At 51.0% G+C, this 25,904-nt stretch carries 25 protein-coding genes and 1 tRNA gene; 9 read left to right on the top strand and 17 right to left on the bottom strand.

All coding sequences use genetic code 11. The annotated features are described in order from the left end of the window. Positions 1–93 (top strand): IS3 family transposase (locus tag Q3A88_RS01545; protein WP_130960768.1); only part of this gene is annotated, 93 nt, incomplete at its 5' end. Positions 94–442: 349 nt separating this feature from the next. Here the strand turns inward: Q3A88_RS01545 and Q3A88_RS01540 are convergent. Beyond that, positions 443–688 carry a CopG family ribbon-helix-helix protein gene (locus Q3A88_RS01540; RefSeq protein ID WP_317177276.1) on the bottom strand — a complete coding sequence of 82 codons (246 nt, stop codon included), beginning with the start codon at positions 686–688 and terminating at the stop codon, positions 443–445. 165 nt (positions 689–853) lie between these two features. Here Q3A88_RS01540 and Q3A88_RS01535 point away from each other — a divergent pair, with 165 nt between their 5' ends. After that, positions 854–1,285: a hypothetical protein gene (locus Q3A88_RS01535; RefSeq protein ID WP_317177275.1), complete on the top strand. Its 432-nt coding sequence runs from the start codon at positions 854–856 to the stop codon at positions 1,283–1,285. Positions 1,286–2,048: 763 nt separating this feature from the next. Here Q3A88_RS01535 and Q3A88_RS01530 read toward each other — a convergent pair. From Q3A88_RS01530 to Q3A88_RS01520, 3 genes are all read right to left on the bottom strand, one after another. Next, positions 2,049–2,125 (bottom strand) — tRNA-Pro (locus tag Q3A88_RS01530). 78 nt (positions 2,126–2,203) lie between these two features. Further along, on the bottom strand, positions 2,204–3,952 hold the full coding sequence (yejM, locus tag Q3A88_RS01525) for an LPS biosynthesis-modulating metalloenzyme YejM (protein WP_039468869.1): 1,749 nt from the start codon (positions 3,950–3,952) through the stop codon (positions 2,204–2,206). A gap of 14 nt (positions 3,953–3,966) precedes the next feature. Next, positions 3,967–4,197, bottom strand: a complete 231-nt coding sequence (locus Q3A88_RS01520) for a YejL family protein (protein WP_005967239.1) — start codon at positions 4,195–4,197, stop codon at positions 3,967–3,969. A gap of 220 nt (positions 4,198–4,417) precedes the next feature. On the opposite strand from Q3A88_RS01520, the gene yejK reads away from it, so the two are divergent. Further along, positions 4,418–5,428, top strand: a complete 1,011-nt coding sequence (gene yejK, locus Q3A88_RS01515; RefSeq protein WP_317177274.1) for a nucleoid-associated protein YejK — start codon at positions 4,418–4,420, stop codon at positions 5,426–5,428. A gap of 79 nt (positions 5,429–5,507) precedes the next feature. Here the strand turns inward: yejK and Q3A88_RS01510 are convergent, their stop codons facing one another. The 4 genes from Q3A88_RS01510 to Q3A88_RS01495 all read right to left on the bottom strand — a co-directional run bounded on the left by Q3A88_RS01510 (position 5,508) and on the right by Q3A88_RS01495 (position 9,450). Continuing rightward, positions 5,508–6,656: a DUF1624 domain-containing protein gene (locus Q3A88_RS01510; RefSeq protein WP_317177273.1), complete on the bottom strand. Its 1,149-nt coding sequence runs from the start codon at positions 6,654–6,656 to the stop codon at positions 5,508–5,510. 99 nt (positions 6,657–6,755) lie between these two features. Continuing rightward, positions 6,756–7,040, bottom strand: coding sequence for a 50S ribosomal protein L25 (gene rplY, locus Q3A88_RS01505; protein ID WP_010277411.1), 285 nt, complete (start codon positions 7,038–7,040; stop codon positions 6,756–6,758). A gap of 407 nt (positions 7,041–7,447) precedes the next feature. Then, a complete protein-coding gene (locus Q3A88_RS01500) occupies positions 7,448–9,208 on the bottom strand; it encodes a DEAD/DEAH box helicase (protein WP_317177272.1) in 1,761 nt (586 codons plus the stop codon). Between the two features lie 2 nt (positions 9,209–9,210). Next, positions 9,211–9,450 carry a YecH family metal-binding protein gene (locus Q3A88_RS01495; protein WP_039287104.1) on the bottom strand — a complete coding sequence of 80 codons (240 nt, stop codon included), beginning with the start codon at positions 9,448–9,450 and terminating at the stop codon, positions 9,211–9,213. A gap of 224 nt (positions 9,451–9,674) precedes the next feature. Here Q3A88_RS01495 and rsuA point away from each other — a divergent pair, with 224 nt between their 5' ends. From rsuA to Q3A88_RS01480, 3 genes are all read left to right on the top strand, one after another. Continuing rightward, positions 9,675–10,370, top strand: coding sequence for a 16S rRNA pseudouridine(516) synthase RsuA (gene rsuA / locus Q3A88_RS01490; RefSeq protein WP_010277405.1), 696 nt, complete (start codon positions 9,675–9,677; stop codon positions 10,368–10,370). A gap of 40 nt (positions 10,371–10,410) precedes the next feature. Further along, positions 10,411–11,601 (top strand): Bcr/CflA family multidrug efflux MFS transporter, encoded by a 1,191-nt coding sequence (locus tag Q3A88_RS01485; protein WP_014915010.1) that lies wholly within the window; start codon positions 10,411–10,413, stop codon positions 11,599–11,601. Between the two features lie 380 nt (positions 11,602–11,981). Further along, positions 11,982–12,326, top strand: coding sequence for a YejG family protein (locus tag Q3A88_RS01480; protein ID WP_010294807.1), 345 nt, complete (start codon positions 11,982–11,984; stop codon positions 12,324–12,326). A 40-nt stretch (positions 12,327–12,366) separates the two neighbouring features. Here Q3A88_RS01480 and yejF read toward each other — a convergent pair whose 3' ends face one another. The 8 genes from yejF to yeiP form a co-directional block, all read right to left on the bottom strand. After that, positions 12,367–13,983 carry a microcin C ABC transporter ATP-binding protein YejF gene (gene yejF / locus Q3A88_RS01475; protein WP_317177271.1) on the bottom strand — a complete coding sequence of 539 codons (1,617 nt, stop codon included), beginning with the start codon at positions 13,981–13,983 and terminating at the stop codon, positions 12,367–12,369. Between the two features lies 1 nt (position 13,984). Then, complete coding sequence (locus Q3A88_RS01470) at positions 13,985–15,010, bottom strand: ABC transporter permease (protein WP_014915012.1); 1,026 nt, start codon at positions 15,008–15,010, stop codon at positions 13,985–13,987. After that, positions 15,007–16,104: a microcin C ABC transporter permease YejB gene (locus tag Q3A88_RS01465; protein ID WP_014915013.1), complete on the bottom strand. Its 1,098-nt coding sequence runs from the start codon at positions 16,102–16,104 to the stop codon at positions 15,007–15,009. The genes Q3A88_RS01470 and Q3A88_RS01465 overlap by 4 nt, the downstream gene beginning before the upstream one ends. Positions 16,105–16,113: 9 nt before the next feature. Further along, positions 16,114–17,922 carry an extracellular solute-binding protein gene (locus Q3A88_RS01460; protein ID WP_317177270.1) on the bottom strand — a complete coding sequence of 603 codons (1,809 nt, stop codon included), beginning with the start codon at positions 17,920–17,922 and terminating at the stop codon, positions 16,114–16,116. A gap of 466 nt (positions 17,923–18,388) precedes the next feature. After that, positions 18,389–18,970, bottom strand: coding sequence for a bifunctional murein DD-endopeptidase/murein LD-carboxypeptidase (mepS, locus tag Q3A88_RS01455; RefSeq protein WP_010277383.1), 582 nt, complete (start codon positions 18,968–18,970; stop codon positions 18,389–18,391). Positions 18,971–19,292: 322 nt separating this feature from the next. Further along, positions 19,293–19,994 (bottom strand): phosphatase PAP2 family protein, encoded by a 702-nt coding sequence (locus tag Q3A88_RS01450; protein ID WP_110164216.1) that lies wholly within the window; start codon positions 19,992–19,994, stop codon positions 19,293–19,295. Between the two features lie 38 nt (positions 19,995–20,032). Further along, on the bottom strand, positions 20,033–21,034 hold the full coding sequence (locus Q3A88_RS01445; protein WP_317177269.1) for a GTP-binding protein: 1,002 nt from the start codon (positions 21,032–21,034) through the stop codon (positions 20,033–20,035). An 86-nt stretch (positions 21,035–21,120) separates the two neighbouring features. Beyond that, positions 21,121–21,693 carry an elongation factor P-like protein YeiP gene (gene yeiP, locus Q3A88_RS01440; RefSeq protein WP_010277377.1) on the bottom strand — a complete coding sequence of 191 codons (573 nt, stop codon included), beginning with the start codon at positions 21,691–21,693 and terminating at the stop codon, positions 21,121–21,123. Between the two features lie 357 nt (positions 21,694–22,050). Between yeiP and Q3A88_RS01435 the strand changes: the two genes are divergently transcribed. Further along, positions 22,051–22,305, top strand: a complete 255-nt coding sequence (locus Q3A88_RS01435) for a YkgJ family cysteine cluster protein (RefSeq protein WP_039514939.1) — start codon at positions 22,051–22,053, stop codon at positions 22,303–22,305. A gap of 10 nt (positions 22,306–22,315) precedes the next feature. On the opposite strand, the gene setB is transcribed toward Q3A88_RS01435, so the two are convergent. Next, positions 22,316–23,494, bottom strand: coding sequence for a sugar efflux transporter SetB (setB, locus tag Q3A88_RS01430; protein WP_039288087.1), 1,179 nt, complete (start codon positions 23,492–23,494; stop codon positions 22,316–22,318). Positions 23,495–23,827: 333 nt separating this feature from the next. Here setB and fruB point away from each other — a divergent pair, with 333 nt between their 5' ends. Together fruB and fruK are read left to right on the top strand one after the other, a co-directional pair. Then, entirely contained in the window at positions 23,828–24,961 is a 1,134-nt protein-coding gene (gene fruB / locus Q3A88_RS01425; RefSeq protein WP_014915019.1) for a fused PTS fructose transporter subunit IIA/HPr protein, read from the top strand. Next, entirely contained in the window at positions 24,958–25,896 is a 939-nt protein-coding gene (fruK, locus tag Q3A88_RS01420) for a 1-phosphofructokinase (RefSeq protein ID WP_005967280.1), read from the top strand. Before fruB ends, fruK begins: the two co-directional genes overlap by 4 nt. Positions 25,897–25,904: the final 8 nt, after the last annotated feature.

Here is a 25,904-nt window from a genome sequence, read left to right as displayed (position 1 = left end):
AATTATATTGAGTGCGATTACAATCGCTGGCGTCGCCACAGTGCCTGTGGCGGACTCAGCCCGGAACAGTTTGAAAACCAGAACCTCGCTTAGGGCTGTGTCCACATTACGTGGGTAGGATCATAGTTGGTGGATGTACGTTCGTTAAAATTTAAAAAGGTGATTGTTCACCATTTTGTGGGTAAACGTTTTTGCGCATGAAAGACGCGCAGAATCTGGAGCATATTATCTTTCACACAGTAGGGGATGATCTAGAGATAGAGTGTTAACACTAGCGCATGCGTTCCCGGCACACGTCCAGGTTTTTTTCATTGCTGGCTGTTGCGGTAGTAATTCCGTTAACCTTTGGACTTCATCTACAAATTGGTCAGCAGCTTATGGATTGTCTTGCACGATATAGAGGTACCCTGCTTCCAAATTGACCGCGGATTTACGCAGCTATTTAATTTCCATGTCTTGCCGTACCTAACCTTTTAAATAGGTTATTCATTTCATCTGATGAGACAAAATCACCCGCATCAGCTTCTTTAATAGCTTGCTCGGTCTCTGCTATCTGCCAGGCTTCGCGCGCAAGATAGTCTTCAATGGCTTGTCCAGCCAGAAAAGAGCGGGTACGTCCTGTCGCTTTAGCCAGCGTATCAAGTTGCGCGGTTGTTTCATCATTCAAACGAACTGACATGACACTCATGTTATAGCCTCACTATATTGTATGTTTGTATACATTGTAGTATTCCGAGAGGAGAGGCAAGTTATAACAAAATGGTGTATGATTTTTTGCATAAATAACGTGATTCTAGGCATTTAGGATCGTGGTAAAATTTCCCTTGCATTTATCCAACGTACTGAGAGAACTATGCTTGATAAATTAATTCCTTACCTTCCTTTTGTTGGGATCGTCATTGGTGCTTCTCTACAGTATTTCTTCACACGACATATTGAATACACCCGTTCATTGCGTGATATGAAAACTAAGGCGTATATGGATTATTTGAAAGGTGTTTGTGAACAAGCACAAATATTGATGATTGCTGATGCAGATAATGCTCAGGAAAAGCGTCATGAGGCATTTCTCAAAGTAGCCGATGCTAAAGCAAGAATATGTTTATATGGTTCTGAACGAGTAATTCATGCATTTGCGGAATTTGAAAAACTGGGGGCATCGATGAGTACCAAACCTCAAAGAGATGCTTTTATCAAAATGGCTATGTTCATGAGAAAAGATGCTGGCCTCAAGAAACTCCCGGCAGAGTCTGATCTCTCTATTGTTTTACTCGGACATAGATAGAAATCACACCCAATTTACCATTTTTAATCAAGCTCCCCATACCATTCCTCGCCGACTGCGCCAAAAACCATAGCATTTCTACACACGCATACCGACCAAAAAATTGATTTTAAATTGAATAAAATGAGGTGTGGCGCTGGTTGCCGCGAGGTACGCAGTTCGCACAGCAATGCGTACAACTGCGTACTATATTGCGCATTTTTCCATACTTGCACTGTGTCGTTTTGCGCACTTTCTTGCTGGCAATGGTTTAACCCATCATGATTTTTGTGTGCGCAAATTCTTATAGATAAGCAAAAGTGGCTCGGTTCGGTAGATTCAGTCGATTCACGTAGTCAACTAATTGATAGATAAAGTGATTATTTTCAGAATTGAACCGACCTATGGGTAGGTTCACGCGGTGGGAAAGTCGGTTCATCAAGCCAGCCAGAAAAGAGGCGTTCGGTTAGGTCGGTTCAAAATGGCTAAAGTCGGTTCAGGGTCGGTTCACTATTCAAATAAAAATAACCATAAATCAATGTATTAAAATAATGAACCGACTGAACCTACCTTATTTTACCTTACGCGTGATTTACTCTTCGTCGTCTAGGGCAATCAGTCAGCATGTCGCTGTCGTCTAAAACACAGATCGTCGTTCCGTTATAGTTGACCGTTTCCATTTTCTCATCCCTGATTTTATGACGGGTTATTCCCCCGTAATTCTCCCAGTGAAATCCAGACGAAAAAAAACCAACCGTAAGAGGTTGGTTTTTCTGGGATTATTTGGTCGGCACGAGAGGATTTGAACCTCCGACCCCCGACACCCCATGACGGTGCGCTACCAGGCTGCGCTACGTGCCGATGCTATGGGCATTTATACTACCTTTTCCTGACCTTATTGCAATAGCCGGATGGAACGACTGCTTTAGATTTAGGCAGTTAGTTGGCGATAAAGCGCCTTTCGTTCGTTAGTACCTGCAAGAGTAGGGCAAGCTGCGGTTTTTCATCATTCAACCGATTTCCCGCCATGTCGTAAGCCCGGTAGTTGCCGTTGCTTTCCAATACGATGAGCTGATCCTGCGTTGTGATGAGCAGGGTGCCGCCGTTGCCATTAATCAACCACGGGTAGCGTCGCTGTGCTGAGAACAGGTCTTCACCCTGCGAATAATCATCCGTGCTGTTTTTAACGTGGAGCAGGCGCTGCATTAGCGTGGTCATGACGTCTTTGTTGTCCGTCATTTTCGTAATGGTCTGCGCAGGCGTGTTCGGCCAGTGAACAATGAGCGGTGTTTGCCACTGAGTCCGGGCAAAACGCGCCGCGTTGCTGGCATTAGCATTCTGGTTTTGTGCCGTTGTCACGATGACGACCGTGTTATTCAGAATGTTTTTTTCCTGCAGGGTATGAATGATTTGCCCAATCTGGCGATCAACGTCCTGAATATTCATGCGGCCGTTAGGCCCAGCATCTTTGCCATCTGCGGTTTTCGGTGCGCTGCTCAGTTCAACGTAAGAGAACCAGGGGGCTGGATTATTATCGCGGCTGAGCCATTCCTGCCATTGCGTGATGATGGCATCGCCACTTTGCTGCTGCGGTGCAGGTAAGGAGAAATCAGAAAGCAGTGCCTGACGATAAAGCGGGCTGTTGAAGCCGTTCGCCGAAAATAGCCCGAACTGATAGCCCTGCTGGCTTAACGCGGTGATCAAGGCAGAAGGTTTGCGCGCGCTCAGAATGCCGTCCATATAGGTCGTCGAGAGGCCGTAAAACAGGTTAAACAAGGCGGCGTCTGGCTGAGATCCTGAATCGTAATGATCGCTAAAGCGCACGTTTTCTGCGGCGAAGCGCGACAGATTTGGCATCCGGTTTTGTATGGCGTCGGGCTGCGTATCGTCGATCATCACCATCAGCAGGTTGTAGCCGCTGCCGCTATCGCGGAAGGTGATGTCACTGAGCGGATACTCCACCGTCATGGCTTCAGGATTACCCTGCTGCGTCAGGCGACGCTGATATTCCTGTGCATCCAGCAGACCATGTTTTTCCAGAAAACGACGTGCCGTCATCGGATAAGACAGCGGCAGGTTGGCACGCTGCATGGTAATCGGGCGATAGAAGTTCGCATCGGCCCAAATGTACATCAGATGCGACGCGAAGAACGCCGAGATGAAAACGCCCGCCAGCGGTTTGCCAAAATGGCGGCGATTCAGGCTGCGGAGTTTTTGCCAGCACCAGGTGCCGAACAGCATTTCCGCCATGAAAATCAACGGAATACCGATGAACATCCACTGCCAGTCACGGGCAATCTCACCCTGTCCGGGGTTGACGACGAGTTCCCAAACGGTGCTGTTGAGGTGTAGGTGAAAGCGTGTAAAGACCTCAACATCTACTAACAGTATCGTCAGCCCGGCCGTTGCCAGCGCCGCAGACAGGAACCGCAGCAGGCGCTGCGACATCACAATAAACGTGAGCGGAAAGATGACCAGCAGATAGGCGGCAAAGACGATAAAGCTAAAATGACCCAGCCAGCTAACCAGCGCGTAAAGTCGACCGAACAGGGATGTCGGCCAATCGGCAACAAACAGGTAGCGGCTACCCAGCCCCAAAGTGAGCAAAATGTTGAATAAGGCGAACCAGTGTCCCCAACTGATCATCTGGGAGACTTTTTCGCGGTAGCGCTGACGGTTGGTTACCATACGTTGGTCAAAACTTAGTGAGCTTTATCGGCTTTTTTAATCGAAGCCTGCAGGGCTTCAGCGAAAGAACGCGCCAGAACCTGACGTTGTGCAGGCGCGATGCTGGTGTTAATCAGGTTTGTCACCATGTTACCGAGCACCATCAAAGCAAGATCGGTTGGGGCGTGGTGCTTTTCCAGAACATTGACCATCTCAGAAAGCAGTTGTTCAACGTGTTCGTCACTATAACGGGATGATTGTGGCATAAAATGGCGTATCTCAAGCTGGTAAAGTCGCTTATCTTACCGTATAGGCTTATGCTTTTCTGCACTTTTATCATTAACGTGCTTTTATCACTGGCGTGCTTTTATCAATAAGTAGTGTAGACGCTTAGCGCGCGTACAGATGTAAAGGGCCAGCTTTAATGTGTTGCGGGCCGTTCGTATCAGTGTTTGAATACGCTCCTTGCCAAAAGGAGAGTTTATCATGAGTCTGGATATCGCCCAGATTGCCCTGCATCAGCTAATTAAACGTGACGAACAAACGCTGGAAATGGTGTTGCGTGATTCCCTGCTGTCGACCAATGCGGCAGTAGAAGAGATGATGGCTGAACTGCATCGCGTCTACAGCGCCAAGAGTAAGGCCTATGGGCTGTTTAATGAGCAAAGCGAGCTGGCAGATGCGCTGCGAGCTTGTCGCAAAGGGGATGAGGATTTTCTGAGTTTCTCACGCGCCGCGACCGGGCGTCTGCGTGATGAGCTGGCGAAGTACCCGTTTGCCGAAGGCGGTATCGTGTTGTTCTGCCAGTACCGTTATCTGGCAGTCGAGTATTTACTGATATCCGTGCTCAATAGCTGCAACAGCATGCGAGTTAATGAACTGCTGGATATCAGCACCACGCACTATCTGGATATCAACCATGCCGATATCGTTGCGCGTATCGATTTGACGGAATGGGAGACTAATCCAGAATCGACACGCTATCTGACGTTCCTTAAAGGCCGCGTTGGGCGCAAAGTCTCTGACTTCTTCATGGATTTTCTGGCCGCGTCAGAAGGTCTGGACACCAAAGCACAAAACCGTGGTTTGCTGAAAGCCGTTGATGAGTATTGTGAAGAAGCCCAGTTAGATAAAAACGAGCGCCAGAATTATCGCCAGCAGGTGTATAGCTACTGCAATGAACAGTTGCAGTCCGGTGAGGAAATCGAGCTGGCGTCTCTGTCGCAGGAATTGCCACCGCTGGGCGAGAAAACCTTTCAGCAGTTTTCAACCGAGCAGGGTTATGAGCTGGAAGAGAGCTTCCCTGCCGATCGTGGAACACTGCGCCAGTTGACCAAATTTGCGGGCAGCGGTGGCGGTATCAGTCTGAATTTTGATGCGCTATTGCTCGGCGAGCGAATTTTCTGGGATCCGGCGACGGATACATTGACGATTAAAGGCACGCCACCGAACCTGCGCGATCAGTTACAGCGTCGGACAAGCAGCGGTAAGTCGTAGACATCGCACCAGAATACGCTGCCCTTTTTCTTACTTTATGAAAAGGGCAGCGGCTGATAGCGGGTTGAAACGATAGAGATTAGAAGTATTTAAGCCAGCGGATGTCTCTGCGGCGGGCTTTTAAGCGGGCAAACGCGCGAACTGGCGAAAATAACACGACCATCAGCACCAGAGTGCACACCCACAATTGCCAGACGGCGGAAAAGCCGAACCATTCTCCCTGATTTTGCCCCCAGATCGCGACAGCGATTAAATACATGCCTTTTAAAACATACAGATGCAGTAGGTAGAAAAACATCGGTGCGGCACCGAAGCTCGCCAGTATAACGAGCCAGCGCCGTTGCTGCTGACGCTCGAATACGGCAAGCAAGCAAAGCCCGATGCTAAGCGTCAGGCAGAGGAACAGCAGCGATGGCGGGTATTTCGTGATGTTGAAATAACTCATGAGCGTCTGCGTGATGATATCACCCTGCTGCCAGGGCTTTTCACCATACAGATTGATGCTACGCAGAACGAAGAACAGCGCTAGCATGACTCCTGCCAGAGTGAGCAAGATTTTCTGGCGCTGAAGCGGAAATACCTCTTTTCGATATAGTGCTCCAGCGACGTAGCCAAGTGAAATGACGCCAATCCATGGCAATACTGGGTATGAAGTACGCATACGGAATGTGTCGCCGATGTCTATCCAACCGCGATCGTGTAAAATCGCCCAGGGAATAGACCAGATGGAGCCTGCGGAAGCCTGCAAAGGGTCCAGCAGGTTATGTCCGCCCACGATAATGATGCCCAGTATGAAAACCAGCCCCGCAGGGAGCCAGATCAGCGCGCTGAGGGCAAGCATACTCATACCAATGGCCCAGATAACCTGTAAATAGATGACCTGCGGCGGGAATTGGAACGTCCAGGCGAAGTTGACTAGCGTGAGTTCAAGAAGAATAAGAATTAAGCCGCGCTGGAACAGGAAGAGGGCGGTTTGTCGGCGATCTTGCACTTTCTGATGATAAAGCGCGGCAGAAAGCCCGGTTAAAAAGACAAATACGGGAGCACACAGGTGCGCCAGCGTACGGTTGATGAATAGCATGGGATCGGTACTGGTTACATCAATCGGATCGGCGAGCTGCAGGTGTAGATAAAAGGTTTCCCGCACATGGTCCAGTAGCATAAGTACCATAACCAGACCGCGCAGGGCATCGATAGCGATAAGTCGCTGTGAGATATCACGAGACATGTTCACATTCCTTTGTGAATGAACAAATTTTTATAAAAAAAACGCCGCATAAGCGGCGTTCTTCTTTTCCGGCGTCCCGGAAAACAACTTCAGCGCAAACTAAACGCGAACGAAGTCGATGTGAGTCAGTTTTGGCTTGTAAACGTGACGTTGTACAGCCTGAACTTTAACTTTAACTTCTTTGCCATCGATAGACAGGATAACGGTTTCACCGTAGAAGCCTTCTTTCACTTCTTGGTTTTTTACTGAGTCGTGATCCAGTTCGATAGATACTGGTGCTTCTGAACCACCGTAAACGATGGCTGGGAATTTACCAGCTGAACGCAGGCGGCGGCTCGCACCCTTACCCTGACCTTGACGTGCTTCTGCTTTGATAGTAATCATTTTCTTCTCTACTTATATAAAGTAATCCTGCTACAGGCGACCCAGCAGCAGGTTGGGTTATTCAGCTTTTGCGAACAAAAGCGGGCTGAATTCTAGCGGAATATGGCTCCGCGGGCAAATGAATCCCAAAATTACTCGTCATACTTCAAGTTTCATGTGCGTTGGCAGCGATACTCGGCACACTGGCGTGAGCCTCGCCCCGTTGGGGGCGCTGCAAGCAGCGTTCAAATCTGCTTTTAGCAGATTTGTCTGTCACCCGAATCACTTACCTGAGTAAGCTCATCGGGATTAAATGAGAGACATCCTGTCTCTCACCGGAGGCCAGTCGTTGACTGGTCAAATTCGTTCCCGACGAATTTGTCCCTCACTTGCCGCCTGCCTGAAACTCGAATTATTTAGAGTATACTTTAGCCGCGGATCTCGTTGGCGCGGCGAAAGCGTCCCTGATAATCAAAGAGCTTTTCGCGTATTTGCCAGAATTTTCCGTGTTTACGGGCGACGACAAAATCAGGTGCGCGTAATAATAGCTGCTGCGCGATGATGTCGGCGGCATTTTGCCAGTTAAACGGGGTCCCCGGTGCGCGTTGGTGAACACGTAAGAACTGTTGCAGGAAAACGTGGCGCTGCGCGGTAGTGTGCAGGCGAAAACGTTCACTCACTTCGGCACAGTCTTCATCGTGGTAGGTAATTTTTAACCACTCACCTTTTGCATCCTGCCCCTGCTCGAAACTCATGCCGCTACAGCGTAAAACCAATGCATCTTTCAGTTTCAACGCCGCTTTCAGCATATCGTCAGGATCGACCAATACCTCGTCACACTGGTGGCAGCGGCGCGCGGCAATGTCGTTTTCCGCGCCGCAGTGCGGACAGACTTTAAACCGAAACCGGAAATCACACTGCTGGCGTTGGCCACTTTCCGCCATTTCCCAGCCCTGACAGCGGCGGCCATAGTGTTCGATGATATCGCCGTCCGGGGTCGTTTTCCCCCAGAACAGATTGGCAAAGCCACATTCAGGACAGAAGACCTGTACTGGCTGGCTGCCAGCATGCGGCTTGCTGTTGCCGACTTCTGGCGTATAGAGATCGTGCGGGTTGCCCGCATAATCCAGAATCAGGCAGTCCGTTTTCCCCGGATACAAACGTAAACCGCGTCCGACGATTTGCTGATACAGGCTGACGGATTCTGTTGGTCGAAGGATAGCAATAAGGTCGACATGCGGGGCGTCAAACCCGGTCGTCAGCACCGCCACGTTGACCAGATACCGCAGCGACTGCTGTTTAAAGGCGTCAATCAGCGCATCACGCCCGGCCGCTGGCGTATCGGCGCTAACCAGTGCAGCCTGTCCGTTTGGTAACAAGGCCGTAATTTCTTTGGCATGTTCGACGGTGGACGCAAAAATCATCACGCCGCGCCGCGTTTGCGCATAATCGATGACCTGACTGATGATGTGCGGCGTAATACGCTGCTGGCGTTTGAGTTCGAGGTTCAGGTCGGCTTCGCTGAATAATCCGTTGCTGCGGGCGACGAGCTTACTGAAATCATATTGCACCACTGGCATGTCCAGTCGGTCAGGCGGCACCAGGAAGCCATGTTTGATCATATAACGCAGCGGCAGCTCATAGATGCAGTCGCGGAACAAACTGCGTTCGTCGCCACGGATCATGCCGTGATAGTGATATTGGTATATCCAGCCTTTACCAAGCCGATAGGGCGTTGCCGTTAAGCCGAGCAACCGCAGCTGTGGGTTAGTCTTTTGCAGATGTTGGATGATTTGCTGATATTGGCTGTTATCGTCGTCGCTAATACGGTGGCATTCATCAATGATCAGCAGAGAGAAGGCACCATCGAACTGGTCGAGATTACGCGCGACGGACTGCACGCTGCCAAAGACCACCTTTCCCTGACTCTCTCGCTGCTGTAGCCCTGCTGCGAAGATATCCGCTTCCAAATCCAAGGCGCAATATTTGGCATGGTTTTGTGCGACCAGTTCCTTAACGTGCGCGAGCACCAGCACGCGGCCACGGGCAAGCCGCGCCAGTTCGGCAATGACCAGACTTTTCCCCGCACCGGTAGGCAAAACGATGACGGCCGGTTGGGTGTGACGGCGAAAATAGTCGAGTGTGGCGGAAACAGCCTCACGCTGGTAAGGCCGTAGTGTGAACGACATAGCTAGTGCTGGCAGATTTTACTGGCGCTGGTGGTAAAGCCCGCATCGTGCGGGATAAATTTCCCGCGTTCAGACAGAAACTGTACCAGCATCGAGGCCGTCATATTTTCGGCGGAACAGGTATGAAAACGCGCCTCGTTGCCGAAGCGGGCCTCTATCGTGCTAATCAGCTGTTCGGTGGTAAATGACTCACCTGATGTGAGCATCATTTGCAACACTTCATGACCGTGAATAGATGACATGGGGCTGTCCTTAAAATGTAAAAAATTGCCCTTATTATGCCTGTTGATAATACCTGGCGCGAGGGATAAGCAAGAGGCGTTCAAATTCAAGGTCGGCTAAAAAGAGCAACTTATGGGCCGTGAATTGTAGGACGAGTGAACAAACCCCCGTTATACTACCCTTTCACAATTTAGGGTCTCATGATGTGAGACAGGCAGTTATTTGAGATAGGTAGTGAGCTTTAATGCGATTGGACAAATTTTTATCCCAGCAGTTGGAAATTAGTCGTTCACTGGTGGCGCGCGAGCTCCACGCACAGCGTGTTACCGTTGATGGTGAAGTGGTAAAAAGCGGTGCGTTCAAGTTATCCCCCGAGCATAACGTTGAATTTGATGGTAATCCGTTGAAACAGCAGAACGGCCCACGTTATTTCATGTTGAATAAGCCTCAGGGCTACGTCTGTTCAACGGACGATCCCGATCATCCCACCATTTTGTATTTCATGGATGTCCCGGTGGCTTACAAACTGCACGCGGCGGGGCGTCTGGATATCGATACCACCGGACTGGTGCTGTTAACTGACGACGGGCAATGGTCGCATCGCATTACTTCGCCTAAGCATCAGTGTGAAAAAACGTATCTGGTGACGCTGGAACAGCCGCTGGCCGAGGACACCGCCGCGCAATTTACGGCGGGCGTGCAACTGCATAACGAGAAGAACCTTACCAAACCCGCTACGCTTGAGAAGATAACGGATTATGTCGTTCGACTGACGATTAGCGAAGGCCGCTATCATCAGGTCAAAAGGATGTTTGCGGCAGTGGGGAATCGGGTCGTTGAGCTGCATCGCGAACGTATCGGTGGCATCTATCTGGATAGCGAACTGGAACCGGGGGAATACCGGGAGTTAAGTGCTGAGGAGATCGCCAGCGTAAAATAATGCTGCATAGCATGACCTTTTTTCTAATCTGGAGTTATTAGTGCAATTACGCCGCTCTTCTCATTTCGGGCTGATCTTTATTCTCGGCCTGATTTCGATGCTAATGCCGTTAGCTATCGATATGTATTTACCTGCGTTGCCGACCATTGCTAACGAGTTTGGCGTGGGGGACGGGCATGTCCAAATGACGCTCAGCACCTATGTACTGGGTTTTGCGATTGGCCAGATGTTTTACGGGCCGATGGCGGACAGCCTGGGTCGTAAGCCTGTGATTCTCGGCGGTACGCTGGTTTTTGCGTTTGCAGGCGTGGCCTGTGCGCTGGCACAGACGGTAGAGCAACTGATCTACATGCGTTTTCTGCACGGTGTCTCCGCTGCGGCGGCTGCGGTGGTGATTAATGCCCTGATGCGCGATATGTTCTCACGGGATGATTTTTCTCGCATGATGTCGTTTGTCGTGTTGGTGATGACCGTTGCGCCGCTCATTGCGCCGATTGCCGGTGGCTGGCTGTTGCTGTGGTTTAGCTGGCATTCTATTTTCTGGACGATCTCTGGTGCGGCTTTTCTGGCGTCAGCGCTGATTTTCTTTTTTATCAAAGAAACCTTACCGCCCGCTAAGCGGCAGAAATTTCATCTGCGCACCACCATCGGGAATTTTGCCATCCTGTTCCGCCACAAGCGAGTGTTCAGCTATATGGTGGCAAGCGGGCTTTCGTTTTGCGGCATGTTCTCCTTCCTGAGCGCCGGGCCGTTTGTGTATATCAATCTGTATGGCGTTTCTCCTCAGAATTTTGGCTACTACTTTGCTCTGAACGTCGTCTTTCTCTTTGTGGTCACGTTGTTTAACAGCCGCAATGTGCGACGGCTGGGAGCGATGGCGATGTTCCGTACGGGGCTGGTCATTCAGTTTGTGATGGGAATATGGCTGGTGGTCGTCTGCCTGTTCGATCTCGGGTTCTTACCGCTGGTGTTTGGCGTGGCACTGTTTGTCGGCTGCATTGCGATGGTGGCGTCGAATGCGATGGCGGTGATTCTCGATGATTTCCCGCATATGGCAGGTACGGCCTCGTCGTTGGCTGGCACGTTGCGCTTCGGTCTGGGCGCGATTGTGGGCGTTATCCTATCGCTGGCTTCATTCAACAGCGCCTGGCCGATGGTGCTATCAATGGCACTTTGTTCGATTGGTGCCTTTCTGCTTTATCTATACGCAACCCGTTCCCCCGCGTCCTGATTTTCCCTTCTTCTCAAATGCAGGAAAGATGTTCCTGCATTTGAGTCTGTTCTCTCTTCCTCATTTTGCTTCTTAAGACGATACCCAGGCATAGCTTTTTGTTTTTTTAATGTAAAATATTTGACCCAAAAGTGAATAAATGGGCTAAAAAGGGTTGAGATATTAAATAGAAAAGGTTACATATAGCCGGAAAAGAAGAAAGATTCGTGATCAATTTGGCATTAATAGTCCTTGCAATCAGATCTGTTAGCCACTATCACGATATGAAAAAAGCGTGTTTGTTGTTTTTTTGTTCTCTAAAAGTGGCAAGAAACGGTCTGAACACGCTACTATGATAAATATGTTACTATTTTGTGAATTATTACCTGAGGAAAACAGTAGTGGACAGTTTCCAACTTTCGGTAGTTCATCGTTTGCCGCAAAGTTATCGCTGGTTATCGGGTTTTGCAGGTATCAATGTTGAACCGATTCCTCTGAGCGGCAGAGAAGAAGAGAATAACCTGATTGGCCTCAAGCTGTTGAGCCATGACGGCGATATTGCATGGAAAATCATGCACCAGCTGCATCAGTCTCTGTCTGAAATTCAGGTTGAATGCGCCGTTCTGGAATGGGAAGGCGAACCATGCCTGTTTTTGCATCGCAATGATGAAAGCACGGCAATGTGCCGTCTGAAGAATGTTGGTGTCGCTATCGCTGAGTCCGTATCAGCACAATACCCCTTTTAAACTGCAGCGTCAGCAGACTGACGCTGCGGTATTCCCTCATTTATGCTGACTGCGTTTCCGCCGTATAGGATGAAAACTGTAGCAGTTCACGTGTGTAATGTTCGGCAGGGTGCGCAAATACCTGTTTGCATTCGCCTTGTTCGACCACTTCACCTTGTCGCAACACAATAACCTGATGGCATAGCGAACGGATAACCTGTAAGTCATGGCTGATAAACAGGTAGGCGATTTTGTGCTTTTCCTGTAATGATTTCAGTAGCGCCAGAATTTGTGCCTGCACCGTTCTGTCCAGCGATGAGGTGGGTTCATCAAGGATCAGCAGCTCCGGTTGCAGTATCAGAGCGCGAGCGATAGCGATACGCTGGCGCTGACCGCCGGAAAACTCGGAGGGATAGCGGTAGCGGGTCGTCGGATCCAGCCCAACTTCCTGCATCGCCTCAACCACACGCTGGTCGAGTGCCTCTTTGCTCAACTTATGATGGACAGTCAATCCCTCAGCAATAATTTGCTCTACATTCAGTCGCGGGTTCAGCGCGGAGTTCGGATCCTGAAAGACAACCTGAATCCGGTGGCGGAAAGGCAGCATTTGCTTACGGGTTAGCCCTTGCAGAGGCTGGCCGTCAAACCAGATATCACCACGTGATTGAATCAGGCGCAGCAGCGCGAGCCCGGTCGTGCTTTTTCCTGAACCGGATTCCCCCACCAGACCCAGACTTTCGCCGCGCCGTAAGGTGAAGTTGATATTGTTCACCACCTGCTTTTCGTCAACGGTACGGCGCAAAAGACCACGTTTGATGGGAAACGAAACGTGCAGTTTTTCCACGCGTAAAAGAGGCTCGCCGGCATCTGTTACCGGGAGCGGCTCGCCCGATGGCTCGGCATCCAGCAACTGGCGCGTGTAGGGATGCTGCGGTGCGCTGAAAAGTTGCTGACAGCGATTATGTTCCACGGCCTGACCGGCTTTCATGACCGACACGTTATCTGCCAACTGGCGGACAATATTCAGGTTATGGGTGATGAACAGTAAACTCATCCCCAGTTCCTTCTTCAGCTCGTTCAGCAATTTCAATATTTGCGCTTGGACGGTCACGTCCAATGCCGTTGTGGGTTCATCGGCAATCAGTAAATCCGGCTGTGTCAGCAGCGCCATCGCAATCATGACGCGCTGGCGTTCCCCGCCGGAAAGCTGGTGCGGGAAATCATTTAATCGACTCTTAGCCTGCCGAATACCCACGCGATCCAGACAGGTGATGACTTCGCTGCGGGCTGCTTCGGTGCGCATGCCACGGTGGAGCGAAAGCACTTCAATCAGCTGTTTCTCAATGCTTTGCAGTGGATTAAGCGACACCATCGGTTCCTGAAAGATCATCGCGATCCGATTGCCGCGTATCTGACGCAGTGTTTTTTCATCAGCATGCAACAGCGACTGCCCTGCGAAGCGGATATCTCCTTGCGGATAAACCACGGGCGGGGAGGGGAGCAAACGCAACACCGACAGCGCGGTGACGCTTTTCCCCGAACCCGACTCACCGACCAGCGCCAGCGTCTCACCCGCGTTCACCGCCAATGAAAGCTGGTCGACAACGCGTTGCTCCTGATCGCCTTTGCGGAAGGCAATGCTGAGATTATCTATCTGCAATAAAGGTGAACTGGACATATTAATGCGCCTTGCTGGGGTCAAAGGCGTCGCGCACCGCTTCGCCGATAAAAATGAGTAATGAAAGCACGATGGAAAGCACCATAAACACGGTAATGCCCAGCCACGGCGCCTGAAGGTTATTTTTCCCTTCCAGCAATAAAGTGCCTAATGATGGCGAGCCCATCGGCAGGCCAAAGCCGAGAAAATCCAGCGATGTCAGCGTGGTAATCGAGCCGCAAAGAATAAAGGGCAGATAGGTCAGCGTAGCTACCATCGCGTTTGGCAGCATGCAGCGGAACATAATGGCGCGGTCACTGACCCCCATCGCCTGCGCGGCACGAATATAGTCAAAGTTGCGGGTACGCAGAAATTCCGCCCGTACCACGCCAACCAGACTCATCCAGCCGAAAAGGACGGTAATGCCTAATAGCCACCAAAAATCCGGCTGAATCACGCTGGATAGCAAGATAATCAGAAATAGCGTCGGCATGCCGGACCAGACTTCGATAAAGCGCTGCCCCCACAGGTCGAGACGCCCACCGTAATAGCCCTGTGTTGCACCGACGGCGATACCAATCACGCTGGACAGGATCGTGAGCGCCAGACCGAACAGCAGTGAAATACGGAAGCCATACAGCACCTGCGCGACCACATCTTTCCCCTGGCTATCCGTGCCCAGCCAGTTCTGCCAGTTTGGTGCAGAGGGAAAGGACGCTGTAGTGGCGTAGTTTATGGTGTCGTAACTGTAGTGAATCAGCGGCCAGATGGCCCAACCGTGGCTGCTGATACGTTCGGCGATATAAGGATCGCGGAAATCAGCGGTGGTATCCAACTGTCCGCCGAACATCCTCTCGCTGTGGTCAATGAGCACCGGCGTATAGAACTGGCCGTCATACTTCACCAACAGCGGTTTGTCGTTGGCGATCAATTCGGAAAACAGGCTGACGATAAACAGCGCCATGAAAATCCACAGCGACCAGTAACCGCGACGATTACTTTTAAAGCGTGCCCAGCGCGCCTGATTAATCGGGCTTAAGCGGCTCATTGGCGTCCCTCAAAATCGATACGCGGATCCACCAGCGTATAGGTTATGTCACTGACGATATTCAGCAATAAGCCGATCAGCGTGAAGATATACAGCGTACCGAACATGACGGGATAGTCACGTTGCAGCGTGGCGTCATAGCCCAACAGGCCCAGCCCGTTGAGCGAGAACATCACCTCAATCAGTAGCGAGCCGGTGAAAAACATACTGATAAACGTGGCGGGGAAGCCGGCAATCACCAGCAACATGGCATTACGGAATACGTGACGGTAGAGAATGCTCTTTTCATCCAGCCCTTTAGCGCGCGCGGTAACAACGTACTGCTTACGAATTTCATCCATAAAGGAGTTCTTGGTGAGCATCGTTAGCGTGGCGAAACCGCCAATGACGGAAGCCAGAACCGGTAGCGCGATATGCCACAAGTAGTCGGTAATTTTGCTGTACCACGGCAGGGTATCAAAATTGCTGGAAACCAGCCCTCGAAGCGGGAACCAGTCCAGGTAACTGCCGCCCGCGAATAGCACAATCAAAATGATCGCAAACAAAAACGCCGGAATGGCATAGCCGATAATGATTAACGTGCTGCTCCAGGTATCGAACGGTGTGCCGTTCTTCACGGCTTTTTTGATGCCAAGAGGAATGGAAATCAGGTAGACGATCAGCGTACTCCACAGCCCCAGCGTAATCGAAACCGGCATGCTCTCCTTAATAAGTTGCATCACCGAAGAACCACGGAACAGGCTGTCGCCGAAGTCAAAGCGTACGTAATCCCACAGCAGTTTAAAATAACGTTCATGGATCGGCTTATCGAAGCCATAGCGTTTGGTGATTTCCTCGATGACTTCCGGGTCGAGGCCACGTGAACCGCGATAAGCGTTCTCGATATTCGGTGCGCCGCTGGTGCCCGCACGTGCCATACCGGCATCCATTCCGCTATTAGCGGTATAACCGCTGCCGTGGCCCATTTCAATCGCCGCAATGGCCTGATCCACCGGGCCGCCGGGGGCAATTTGTACAATGAAGAAGTTAATCGTGATGATTGCCCACAGGGTTGGAATAACCAGCAAGAGGCGGCGTAACAGATACGTTCCCATTTTTATTCCTTAACGTCGCTCTGCGGGCAGCGTGGCCGCCTGTTTGGTATCGAACCACCAGCCATCAAACCCAAGCGAATAGGCCGGGCGTACAGCAGGCATGGCAAACTTGTTCCAATAGGCGAAACGGTCATGATTGGAATACCACATCGGAATCATAAGCTGATTCCAGGTCAATACCCTGTCCAGCGCGCGGCCTAATGACAGCAACGGGACTTTCTGCCCCTGATGCTTAACGATTTCTGCGATGAGCGAATCAATCGCGGGATCGCTGACGCCGGAAGTATTGTAGGTTGAGTCGATATACTGCGAGCTCCAGCGCATTTGCAGACTGTCATCGGGGTAGATGAACGCAGGATACACCGTTGCCGTCATATCTAAATCGCGCTTGCGCAGGCGGCTGTTGAACTGCGTGCTGTCGATGTTACGCACGTTCATGGTGATACCGAGTTTTTTCAGGCTCTGTTGAAAAGGCAGGACATACTGCGAGTTACCGGCGCTTGGCAACAGCAGTTCAAACGTAAATGGCTGTCCAGTTTTGCGATTGACCAGCTTTTGATCTTTCAATTCCCAACCGGCTTCTTCCAGCAGTTTGAGTGCCTTAAGCCAGTTTTGTCGATCATAGCCGCTGCCGTCGGAAGAGGGAGGTTGATAGCTGGGGCCAAAGACCTCGGTGGGTATCTTGTTTTTCAGCGGCGTCAGCCAGGCCAATTCTTCTGCGCTGGGTTCGCCTTTAGCGGCATACTCGGTGTTTTGGAAATAGCTGTTGGTACGCTGATAGGCGTTGTAATACAGCGCCTTGTTCATCCAGTTAAAGTCAAATGCCAGCGCTAACGCCTGACGCACGCGTCGATCCTGAAACAGTGGGCGTTGGGTATTGAATACCAGCCAGCGCGTAGACTGGGCGGATTGATTCACCTGATCTTGTTTGATGATGTAGCCGCGTGCAAAGTTGCCGCCCTGATATTGGGTCGCCCAGTTTTTTGGCGAACCTTCCTCACGCAGGTCGAAAGCGCCGGCTTTAAAAGCCTCCAGCGCGACACTGTCATCCATATAGTAGTCGTAGCGAATTTTATCGAAATTGTATTGGCCTTTATTGACCGGCAGATCGGCACCCCAATAGTCTTTCACGCGAGAATAGGTGACATATTGTCCGGTACGATAGGCGGTGATGCGATAAGGCCCACTGGCCGGTGGCGGATACGCTAGCGGTTCGTTGAATTTATGATTCTTCCAGAACTTCTCCGGCATGATTGGCAGCGTCAGCAGGCTGAACATGCGATTTTTGTCGGATACGGGAAAATCGAAACGCACAGTCAGCGGGGCAACGGCCGTGGCGGTGACATCTTTAAAATAGATGCGGAACTGCGGCACGCCCTGCGTCATAAACATATTGTAGGTGAACGCGACGTCAGCGGCGGTGATCGGTGAGCCGTCATGAAAGCGGGCCTTGGGATTCATCTCGATTTCAATCCAGCGAAAATCCGCTGAATGGCGTGTCGTCAGTGCGACCAGCGGATAATAACTGCCGGGCTCGTCATCAGACGTCGTGAAGAGGGAATCGTAGAGGCGTTCGGTACGTGCCGCCGCCACGCCGCGTAGCGCATAACGATTGAAATTGTCAAAAGTACCCAGAGAACTGAGGGTGATGCTGCCGCCTTTCGGGGCATCTGGGTTGACGTAATCAAAATGGCTGAAGTTCTCGGCATATTTGGGTTCACCCAAAAGTGCAAAGCTGGTGCTGTTTTCAATCGTCTCGGCATGCACCCCAAAATGGGCCGTGCAAAGCAATACGGCAGCGATAACGCGTTTTAACATCTGACGGTAATCTCCTGCGAGTGGACGTTATCTGACTAGGCATCGTCTGATGCAGACATACCATACTGTAACGTCAACAATGCCGATTTCCTCGGCATAAAGTTCTTGAAATAATTAACATTCCCATCGGGAAGCTGCGTGTTTTCTTTTTATCATGAAATCAGGTGATAAACCTACCTTAATCACGGCCTGTTAATGTTTCAGGTTGTTGAACAAGTCATATTTTGCGCAGTGTGCCGCAGAAGGGGAGGAACTCGGTGATATTCGGGGGGAAAAGCAGGCATAAAAAAACGTAGGGAACGTTTTTCAACGTTGCGCAGCAACGGCCCGCAGGGTGATGGACAAGGATGTCCATCATAAAAAACGCCGCTTCTGGTGATAAGCGGCGTTAATGTTGTCTGGTTTCGTTGGCTAACAGCAAAGTTCTTTTACTAAAAACAATATCACAGCAAGGGAGCGATATTGTTTAGCTGGTTTTTCCTTTGCTCAGGACACGGCGTCCTTCCTGATAACGCTTATTCCAGTAGTCTTCTGTCATTTTAGAAATGATGACACCACTGCTGGTTGACGCGTGGACGAACTGATCGTTGCCGAGATAAATGCCAACGTGGCGACCGGTCGAACCTGCACGGAACAGGACAAGATCGCCAACGCGCAGTTTACTACGCTGAATCTGCTGGCCCATCTCTTGCTGTTCATAGGTTGAACGCGGTAAATCCATACCAAACTGTTCGCGGAACGTGCGCTGAACGAAAGCTGAGCAGTCAATGCCACGGCGACTATCACCGCCTAAACGGTAACGAACACCCTTCCAACTGGCATATTGGTTAAGCAACTTAGACTTGATGTCCACGTTACGAACCAGTGCTTCAAATTCATCCTGAGAGGCTTGCAGTAAAAGACCATCTTTGTCATTAACTGCATGCATATCAGTTTGAGCTTTACTGTTGTATGCACTATTACTTCCACATGCGGAGAGCATCATCGCTACCGCGACGGCAGGCACTGCCCGCCAGATATATCTCAGAATCGGTTGAGACTTGACCATTATTGTTATGTTCCCTTGCTGTCCTTAACGATAAATATCGCTATGTAGTATCCCCATTTCACTGGGGTATAAATGCCAAACGAAAACGAGACTCAGACTAAATCAGAGTTTCTTCTTAGCCAAACACTCATCGACGAAAGTGTGCCGGAATGCACATTATTTCTCTTGCCGCCGATAGTTCAGTGTGCGCTAAAAAGCAAACCTGAACGAGACTACCGCAACAGCAGCAGGATTGCGAGAAGTTTTAACCATTTTATTTATAAGATTTAATGATGTGTTCAGCTAAAAAATGTCGATGTAAAAAATCTGAAATCATAGGGATTTATACTGTCGATTTTTTAGGTAATAGCCGATTTAACAGGCTAATAGCGGCATCGCTCGCTGGCGTTAATAACCACCAACTCAATCCGACCAGAACAACCGACAGAGAACCGACTGCAATATCGGTAAACCAATGTGCACCAATCATGATGCGAGGCAATGAGAAAATCACCATGATGGCTAGACCGATAGCGAAAGCGGTACGGGTAAAATAGCGCAGCATAAAAGCAGCAAAGATCATCAACATCATGCCGTGGTCGCCGGGGAAGCTGTCCGATGACGCATCTTTGGTCGGAATACCGGTTAAGTCTGAAACGCGGTTGACGTCACTAAAATAGATCGTTGGGCTGGCGTGTTGCACCGGCAATAAATGTCCTGCCTGATTCAGCACGACGGCTGTTAACAGCATGATAAAACCAAGGATCAACAAACGGCGACGTTCTGTGGACGTCGCTTTTAGATAAAACGACAGATACAGCAATCCCATCGCAACGAGCGCACAGCCGTCAAACGCGCGGTTATTGGTAATGGCAATCAGATGTAAAAACGTCGGGCTATCAACCAAGAGACGGTTGAAATAGAAAAAGATATGGCTGTCCAGCGTGAGCCAAAAACCATGATTTTCCGGTAGATACCAGGATAAAAACAGACCGATGCCCAACACATTGAGCACTAAAATAGAAGAAAAACGGGCAAATGACATAAGGTAAAACATCCAAACAAAGACGAAAAAACTCCAGTCTACTCCACGTTAGCTAAACGAGCCTTTAACAACGAGGCTTGTAACGTATTCCATTCTGCTGGTGTTTCATTGATGACTTCGATACGGCTGTCAATCGGTGCCGCCGATCGGGTTTCTATATGCAGATCGTGTCCCTGACGGTTCACGACGAGCGTCCCTTCCTTTATACGCATTACCCCTTTAACTCGACTCACGGGAGAAAGGCGGACCCAGTCCAGCAGGGCTGCGGTATCAAAAGCGGTTTCAGGTGCGAATATCCAGCCACAGGCGTGGTAGCCCTGTCCCTGATTGAGAGAGCGTCGCCAGGATTGACCACCCGGTAATTGCAGCGCGGCCAGGCCATTTTTTGGCTGATGCGCATGGTGATGTGCACCATCTGGAAGTTCGCGTATACGTTCTTGCGATGAAGGGGAGCGCGGTTGGTCGAGCAACTGCCAGTCAACATTTCCCTGACTAGCCTCGATAATTTGTCGACCATCGCCGCTTGCCTGCTGCCACTGCTGCAAGGCCGCGAGATCGTCGGCGGTATAAGTATCACGCTTGTTAGCGATAATCATGTCAGCGGCGGCAAGCTGATCGCGGAAGTTCTCATTTTCCGTGTAACGCGTTTCACTTAACTGGCGAGCATCCAGCAGACACAGCGTCGCCTGTAATGTCAGCCAGGGCTGATAGATATCACTTGTCAGCAAGGAGAGAATTTGTTTCGGGTGGCCGAGCCCCGTAGGTTCGATGAGCAACCGATGAGGTTTCTTCTGTTGCAGCAGCATATTCAGGCCAACCTGCATCGGCAAGCCGTTTACGCAGCACATGCAGCCGCCGGGAATCTCTTTTAACACCGCGCCGCTGTCCGCCAGTAGCGCACCGTCAATACCCACTTCGCCGAATTCATTGACCAGCACCGCCCAGACTTCGTCTTCAGGCTTTTGCGACAGAAGATGACGAATCGTGGTGGTTTTTCCACTACCGAGAAACCCTGTGATCAAATTGACTTTCGTTAGCATGGCAGGCTCCTATGCGGGGGTGAGTTGACGTGTGCCGGATAGATCATCCGGCGACAAGTATTGTGCGGGAAGCACAAGGTAGAATGTTAGTCTGCGCGACCCATGTAGCGACGTTCTGGAATATGAATACGGATCTTTTCACCCGCGCTCAGATATTCTGGAACGGGGATAACCAGACCGGTGCTCATGGTCGCAGGTTTGTTGCGTGAACTGGCAGAGGCACCTTTAATGCCCGGTGCTGTCTCAACAATTTCCAGATCGACCGTTTGTGGCAATTCCAGCGCGATGATTTGGCCGTCCCAGCTCAATACCTGAATCCCCGGCATACCGCCTTCAGGGATAAACAGCAGCTCTTCTTCTATTTGATCTTTTTTGAAGAGGTAAGGGGTGTAGTCCTCATCATCCATGAAGACGTACTCGTCGCCGTCAATATAGGAGAAAGTCACCGTGCGGCGCGTCAGCGTGATGGTATCGATAATGTCGTCGCCTTTAAAACGCTCTTCCACTTTCAAACCCGTGCGGACATCAGAAAAACGCATTTTGTACAGCGTGCTGGCACCGCGGGCGCTGGGACTCTGGACGTCGATGTCCTTTACCAGCAATAACTTGTCGTTATAGTTAACGACCATTCCGCGTTTAATCTCGTTCGCTCTTGCCATAAAAATTACCTGCTATAAGGAGTGTGATTTTTGTGGCGACACGTTACTCGCGCCGAAGAGTTCAGGCAAGTATATACTCGTCATCCTTCAAATTTCATGTACGTTGGCTACGTTCACTCACCCGAATCACTTACTTGTGTAAGCTCATCGGGATGAAATGAGAGACATCCTGTCTCTCACCGAAGGCCAGCAGTTGGCTGGTCAAATTCGTTCCTGACGAATTTGTCCTTCACTTGCCGCCTGCCTGAAATTCGAATTATTTAGAGTATAAGGAAAAAAGGGCTGATATTGGTTTTTTACGGCGGGGCTGCTATCGTGGCGCTCTTACTTCTTGCCAGCCCACCGGAGAGCTTGCTGATGGACTGTCGCCCCCATTGCGGTGCCTGTTGTACCGCACCATCGATTTCAACGCCGATGCCGGGCCTGCCAAACGGCAAGCCTGCAAACACACCCTGTATTCATCTCGATGAGGCGATGCGCTGCGGGCTGTTCCATTCTCCACTGCGGCCTGAGGTTTGCGCGGGGCTAAAGCCGCGCGCGGATATGTGTTTCAGCCATCGTGATGAGGCGATGATTTACCTGCTGAAGCTGGAAGCCGACACCGCCCCTTAATGTGCAGCGATCAGGCGTCTTTGATACGCCACATACAATAGATAGAGCCGGCGATCATCAGCAGCGCGAAGAAGAAGACGGCGTGATAGTTCCAGATTTCAGCAACAATCCCTGCCAGTGAACCAGAGATGATCCAGCCAACGCGCGTGGTATTGGTAAACAGCGTGGTCGCCGCACCTGCCTGTCCGGGCATCAAGTCCTGAAAGTAAAGCATGCCGATTCCCGCCAGAATACCGATGAAAATGGCGTTCAGCACCTGTAACGCCAGCAGCGCTATTTCGCCATCAAGAACCAGCAAGCCGCCGAAGAACAGTAAACCGGAAGCAACGGCAAGCCGCATCAGGAAACGTTTACCGAAGCGTTTGGCAACGTAGCCGGCAATCAGCATCACCGGAATTTCCAGCCCGGCAGCCACACCCATCATGATACCCGCCAGTTTTTCCGGCAGATGCAACTCATGCACCAGATACAGCGGCATGTTAATGAGGTAAATGCCGTTGCAGGTCCACATCAAGGTACACGCCACGAACAGCAAGAGCGTGTCCCGGCGGTTGCGGCGCGGTGATTCCAGTGTGGATGTGGTCTTTTCCACGGCTTTGGGCATGGAAGGCAGAAAGAGTTTGACCAGAATGCCGCACAAGATAAAGACGACAGCGGCGGTCAGGTACATCGTCGTGAAGCCGAATCCCAATGCCAGCGCAAAGGCGATAGGCGGGCCGACAACCCAGGCGAGAGAAATTTGCGCGCGCAGGATAGAGCTGAACATCGCCGCTTCACGACCAGTTTTATCCGCATGCTCCCGCGCCAGCGCAAAAAGCTGTGGGTTCGCGGTCGAGCCAAAGCTGCTCAGCAATACGCCAATAAAGAGCAGGATAAAGTAGTTACGGTTCCAGGCAAACAGCATGCAGGCGAGTGCGCCCAGCAGGCAGCAGACGAAAATCAGCGATTTGCGATCGCCCTGACGGTCCGACCGCGTGGCCAGCATTTGGCTGACGACAATCCCGATAACAGCGCTACCGGTATAAAACATCCCGACTAAGAAAGGACGAGCCTGGACTTCGCTGGAAAGAAAGAGGCTAAGCGTAGGAAGTTGCAGGGCACCGGCCGTTCCGGTCAGGAAGGCAATAACTAAAAATGCTGACGATGTCAGATCGAGCGGACGTCGCGTTGTATTTGCAGGAGTGAACATAAATTGATAGCGCTTGGAAAATAGGCAGAGGCTGTCGAGCGCGACATAGTACTCGGGTTTATAATGAAACAGAAATCTTGTTTCATTATTTTTCGTCAGCACGGCTTCAGCCATTGGGTGATTTTTGTTGGCGGGCAGCGCGTCATCCACGTTAAAATGTGCGTGATGTCAAAATTCTGTTACGTCAGCAGTGTAGAAAGCTTGCATAAATGGCGTAATAGAATGAGACTTTTGAAACGTTTCAGCGGAATTTTTTTGAAACGCCCTAACAATCGACACATTTTTTTCTCATAAAAGCTGAAACGATTCAACTTTCAGCAAGAGAGGAGTGCCATGTTCCAGTTGTCACAGCAAGATATTCATTTGGGCGCAGCGGCCAGTACTAAGCAGGAAGCTATCCAGCTTGTTGCTTCAGCACTGACCGAGGCCGGGTGCGTTAACGCAGGGTATGTCGACGGCATGCTCCAGCGTGAACAGCAAACATCCACCTATTTGGGAAGCGGTATTGCTATCCCTCACGGCACAACCGATACCCGCGATCTGGTATTGAAGACCGGGGTTCAAGTATTTCAATTTCCTCAGGGTATTTCCTGGGGTGAAGATCAAACCGCCTACGTGGTGTTGGGGATTGCAGCCCGTTCTGATGAACACCTTGCGCTGCTGCGTCAACTGACCCACGTTCTGAGCGACGATCGCGTGGCAGCACGTTTGGCAAGCACAACGTCAGCGGAAGAACTGCGTAGCCTGCTGATGGGCGAGCAGCAACTGGCGGAGTTCCGCTTTGATACCTCGCTGATTGCGCTGGATGTGGCGACCGATAATCTGTTGACGCTTCAGGCGCTGAACGCCGGCCGTCTTCAGCAGATCGGTGCAGCAGACGCCAGCTTCGTCAGCACCGCAGTCAGCAGCAAGCCGCTGAATCTGGGGCAAGGTGTGTGGTTCAGCGATAGCGCTGTCGGCAACCTCAGCAGCGCGGCTGCGGTGGCACGTCCGGCTACGCCTTTCAGCGTTGACGGCGAGAACGTGGCCTTACTGGTGACGGTAGCCGCGGCTGACGATCAGGCTTTTGCCCCGATCGATTACCTGAGCAACCTGCTGATTGCGCAAAAAGCGGAACGTCTGCTGACGGCTGACGCACCGACGCTGCTGGCTCTTTTGACTAGCGACGTACCGGAAGAAAGCGAAGTGCTGACGGCAGAGTTCACCATTCGTAACGAACACGGTCTGCATGCGCGTCCGGGAACGATGCTGGTGAACGTGATCAAGCAGTTCAGCAGTGACATTACCGTCACCAATCTGGATGGCACAGGCAAACCGGCAAATGGCCGCAGCCTGATGAAAGTTGTCGCGCTGGGCGTGAAGAAAGGTCACAAATTGCGTTTCACCGCGAGCGGTAGCGATGCAGAACAAGCACTGGCCGCTATTGGCGACGCGATTACGTCCGGTTTGGGCGAGGGGGCAGCATGAGCAGGAGAGTAGCCACAATTACCCTGAATCCAGCTTATGACCTGGTTGGCTATTGCCCGGAAGTTGAGAAAGGCGAAGTCAATCTGGTTCAGACAGCGGGTCTGCACGCCGCAGGCAAAGGTATTAACGTTGCCAAGGTGCTGAAAGATCTCGGGATTGATGTCACGGTAGGTGGCTTTCTGGGTAAAGACAATCAGGATGGTTTTCAGCAATTGTTCAGCGAGCTGGGCATTGCCAACCGTTTCCAGGTTGTGCCAGGACGTACGCGTATTAATGTCAAATTAACCGAAAAAGATGGCGACGTAACTGACTTCAACTTTTCCGGTTTTGAAGTGACACAGCAAGACTGGCAGCGTTTCGTCAATGATTCGCTGAGCTGGCTGGGGCAATTTGACATGGTCGCGGTGAGCGGCAGTTTGCCTGCTGGCGTCGATCCTGATGCCTTTACCGATTGGATGTCGCGTCTGCGTACGCAGTGTCCTTGCATTATTTTCGACAGCAGCCGTGAAGCGCTGGTGGCGGGACTGAAAGCCTCTCCTTGGTTGGTGAAACCAAACCGCCGGGAGCTGGAGATATGGGCTGGGCGTAAATTACCTACGCTGGCTGATGTGGTGGATGCCGCCCACGCGCTGCGTGAGCAGGGTATTGCGCATGTTGTGATCTCACTGGGTGCGGAAGGCGCGCTGTGGGTGAATGCATCGGGTGCGTGGCTGGCAAAACCACCGGCCTGTGATGTGGTAAGTACGGTAGGTGCGGGCGACTCCATGGTTGGGGGGTTGATTTATGGCTTATTAATGCGTGAGTCCAGTGAGCACACTCTGCGTTTGGCTACGGCGGTTTCAGCGCTGGCCGTCAGCCAAAGTAATGTTGGTATTACCGATCGTCCTCAGTTGGCCGCAATGATGGCGCGTGTCGACCTCAAACCCTTTAACTGATACAGCAG

The organism is Pectobacterium sp. HCp5_1 (assembly GCF_032905925.1).
Classification (GTDB): domain Bacteria; phylum Pseudomonadota; class Gammaproteobacteria; order Enterobacterales; family Enterobacteriaceae; genus Pectobacterium; species Pectobacterium brasiliense_A.
This window is presented reverse-complemented; position numbering and strand designations above follow the sequence as displayed.

Excerpts from the sequence above, each read along its gene's own strand:
- Q3A88_RS01540 (WP_317177276.1), bottom strand. The coding sequence starts at position 688 with ATGAGTGTCATGTCAGTTCGTTTGAATGATGAAACAACCGCGCAACTT.
- Q3A88_RS01535 (WP_317177275.1), top strand. The coding sequence starts at position 854 with ATGCTTGATAAATTAATTCCTTACCTTCCTTTTGTTGGGATCGTCATT.
- yejM (WP_039468869.1), bottom strand. The coding sequence starts at position 3,952 with ATGGTAACCAACCGTCAGCGCTACCGCGAAAAAGTCTCCCAGATGATC.
- Q3A88_RS01520 (WP_005967239.1), bottom strand. The coding sequence starts at position 4,197 with ATGCCACAATCATCCCGTTATAGTGACGAACACGTTGAACAACTGCTT.
- yejK (WP_317177274.1), top strand. The coding sequence starts at position 4,418 with ATGAGTCTGGATATCGCCCAGATTGCCCTGCATCAGCTAATTAAACGT.
- Q3A88_RS01510 (WP_317177273.1), bottom strand. The coding sequence starts at position 6,656 with ATGTCTCGTGATATCTCACAGCGACTTATCGCTATCGATGCCCTGCGC.
- rplY (WP_010277411.1), bottom strand. The coding sequence starts at position 7,040 with ATGATTACTATCAAAGCAGAAGCACGTCAAGGTCAGGGTAAGGGTGCG.
- Q3A88_RS01500 (WP_317177272.1), bottom strand. The coding sequence starts at position 9,208 with ATGTCGTTCACACTACGGCCTTACCAGCGTGAGGCTGTTTCCGCCACA.
- Q3A88_RS01495 (WP_039287104.1), bottom strand. The coding sequence starts at position 9,450 with ATGTCATCTATTCACGGTCATGAAGTGTTGCAAATGATGCTCACATCA.
- rsuA (WP_010277405.1), top strand. The coding sequence starts at position 9,675 with ATGCGATTGGACAAATTTTTATCCCAGCAGTTGGAAATTAGTCGTTCA.
- yejF (WP_317177271.1), bottom strand. The coding sequence starts at position 13,983 with ATGTCCAGTTCACCTTTATTGCAGATAGATAATCTCAGCATTGCCTTC.
- Q3A88_RS01470 (WP_014915012.1), bottom strand. The coding sequence starts at position 15,010 with ATGAGCCGCTTAAGCCCGATTAATCAGGCGCGCTGGGCACGCTTTAAA.
- Q3A88_RS01465 (WP_014915013.1), bottom strand. The coding sequence starts at position 16,104 with ATGGGAACGTATCTGTTACGCCGCCTCTTGCTGGTTATTCCAACCCTG.
- Q3A88_RS01460 (WP_317177270.1), bottom strand. The coding sequence starts at position 17,922 with ATGTTAAAACGCGTTATCGCTGCCGTATTGCTTTGCACGGCCCATTTT.
- mepS (WP_010277383.1), bottom strand. The coding sequence starts at position 18,970 with ATGGTCAAGTCTCAACCGATTCTGAGATATATCTGGCGGGCAGTGCCT.
- Q3A88_RS01450 (WP_110164216.1), bottom strand. The coding sequence starts at position 19,994 with ATGTCATTTGCCCGTTTTTCTTCTATTTTAGTGCTCAATGTGTTGGGC.
- Q3A88_RS01445 (WP_317177269.1), bottom strand. The coding sequence starts at position 21,034 with ATGCTAACGAAAGTCAATTTGATCACAGGGTTTCTCGGTAGTGGAAAA.
- yeiP (WP_010277377.1), bottom strand. The coding sequence starts at position 21,693 with ATGGCAAGAGCGAACGAGATTAAACGCGGAATGGTCGTTAACTATAAC.
- Q3A88_RS01435 (WP_039514939.1), top strand. The coding sequence starts at position 22,051 with ATGGACTGTCGCCCCCATTGCGGTGCCTGTTGTACCGCACCATCGATT.
- setB (WP_039288087.1), bottom strand. The coding sequence starts at position 23,494 with ATGTTCACTCCTGCAAATACAACGCGACGTCCGCTCGATCTGACATCG.
- fruB (WP_014915019.1), top strand. The coding sequence starts at position 23,828 with ATGTTCCAGTTGTCACAGCAAGATATTCATTTGGGCGCAGCGGCCAGT.
- fruK (WP_005967280.1), top strand. The coding sequence starts at position 24,958 with ATGAGCAGGAGAGTAGCCACAATTACCCTGAATCCAGCTTATGACCTG.